The following is a 1,763-nucleotide window of genomic DNA, read 5'->3' on the forward strand; positions in this document are numbered from 1 at the left end:
AAGATCAACTTGTGCGATGGTTATTATTACTTGAAGCATCGGAAGATGAAGAAATCACTCAGGTATTGGAGGAGATTGCGATGCAAGAAGATCAGGTATTGAAAAAAGCAATAGATGAATGGGAACGCGTGAGTCAAGATCCAGAAGTTTTACTGGCTTATGAGGCAAGGAGAAAAGCCCTTTTAGATGAAAAATCGGCTTTAAAGAGAGCAGAGAAAAAGGGGAAACAAGAAGGCCGAGAAGAGGGACGTGAAGAGGCAATAAAGACTATGGCTATTGGAATGATTCAAGAAGGTATAGCTAGCAATATAATAAGTAAATTGACAGGTCTTACGATAGAAGAAATTGAAAAGCTTCGACATCAATAAGGGAAAAGAAGTAGTGTGCATTGAGCCACTGCTTCTTTTTATATATTATTAAAAGTAAACATATAATGGCTAAGAATCAAAATTATTTAAATTAATCATGAATATCATATATAAAACTAATAGAGGAAACCCAACAAAAAAGATTCTTTCTACCGAGTTCATACAAGAATTTTGAAGCTATAATTTAAAATCAACTTAAGAAATAAAGTGTAACTTACTTAGATGTAAATTACACTTTATTTCTTAAATAGAAAAATTTTTGACCTTCTATTTTTTCATAATTTAATAATCCTATATCTGCAAATAAAATAAGGTTCTTGTAAATCGTATCAAAACTAATATTTTTCTTTCCTTTTTTTAAATGATTTATAATTGTTTGAGTTGATATCATTTTATTTTGATTATCATAAAAATAAGATATTAAAATTATTCTTTGTAAGGTAAGATTATAACCCCTTTTTCTTAGAAAAAATATATAACCTTCTTTTGTCATGAGAAATGTAACCTTTCTAAATTATAATTAACCTATATCTTTTACCAAGTGCGATAATCATCTAATATATAGACTTCACAATAAACTACTTAAGGTTATTTCGAATTTTATTAAGTGTATCCAAACAATATTGAAGTTCTTCATCAGTGATTCCATTAGAAGCTTCTGCAACGGTTCGCTTAGCAAGCTCTTCTAAATCAAAACGAATTTCTTTTCCATAATCGGTTAAATAAATAACATTTACACGATAATCTGTTGGATGGGAAACTCGTTCAACTAAATTTTTTTTAATCATATTATCCAGTAAACGTGAAACACTGGCTTGATCTCTTTCATTTCGAGTTGCCAATTCATTTTGCTTTTGCCCATTTTTTTCGTATAATCGACTCATAATTTGCCATTGTTCATATGTAAGGGGAAAATTATTTTTTTTAAAATGATTATTTAAACGATTTATCATCAACCTGGATGCATGAAATAAACAATAACCTAGTGAATCATCTAACATATACTTATAATCATTCATAAAATAGAACACACCTTTCAAAATTAATTAAACATATTATGGAAAAATACTTGTTTGTGCAAGTAAAACTCACTAGGAACATTTAATTTCTTTATTTAAAGCAGATACAATTAGAATTATAAGCTCACTTATAATTCTAATAATGTTAGTAATCGCAAATTCACAAAAAACATGTAACGAATAGTTTAATTAAAGTAATGAAGTTAACTATTAACTTCTAAAAATTATGAGAGCGTAAAATATCTTGTGTAAATGAATAAATACAAAAAGGAAGACCTTTTCTTGTAGAATTAAGTCACCACAACCAATTCAAAGAAAGAAGGTCTTCCTATGAATCAGTTTACAACAGATCTTGTTCAAGCTCTAGTCCAAAAAG

The 1,763-nt window shown here is 28.4% G+C and carries 3 protein-coding genes; 1 reads left to right on the top strand and 2 read right to left on the bottom strand.

Features of this window, described 5'->3' with window-relative positions:
- On the top strand, nucleotides 1–368 hold a 368-nt coding region (locus AC1D0Y_RS29395), incomplete at its 5' end, for an Rpn family recombination-promoting nuclease/putative transposase (RefSeq protein WP_477708442.1).
- A gap of 229 nt (nucleotides 369–597) precedes the next feature.
- On the opposite strand, the gene AC1D0Y_RS29400 is transcribed toward AC1D0Y_RS29395, so the two are convergent.
- The gene (locus AC1D0Y_RS29400) at nucleotides 598–861 is read right to left on the bottom strand and encodes a transcriptional repressor (RefSeq protein ID WP_274448575.1); all 264 of its coding nucleotides are present in this window, start codon (nucleotides 859–861) and stop codon (nucleotides 598–600) included.
- An 85-nt stretch (nucleotides 862–946) separates the two neighbouring features.
- A complete protein-coding gene (locus tag AC1D0Y_RS29405; protein ID WP_477708443.1) occupies nucleotides 947–1,387 on the bottom strand; it encodes a MarR family winged helix-turn-helix transcriptional regulator in 441 nt (146 codons plus the stop codon).
- Between the last annotated feature and the right edge of the window lie 376 nt (nucleotides 1,388–1,763).

It is taken from the genome of Priestia sp. P1_B12_1, from assembly GCF_056406695.1.

Excerpts from the sequence above, each read along its gene's own strand:
- AC1D0Y_RS29400 (WP_274448575.1), bottom strand. The coding sequence starts at position 861 with ATGACAAAAGAAGGTTATATATTTTTTCTAAGAAAAAGGGGTTATAAT.
- AC1D0Y_RS29405 (WP_477708443.1), bottom strand. The coding sequence starts at position 1,387 with ATGAATGATTATAAGTATATGTTAGATGATTCACTAGGTTATTGTTTA.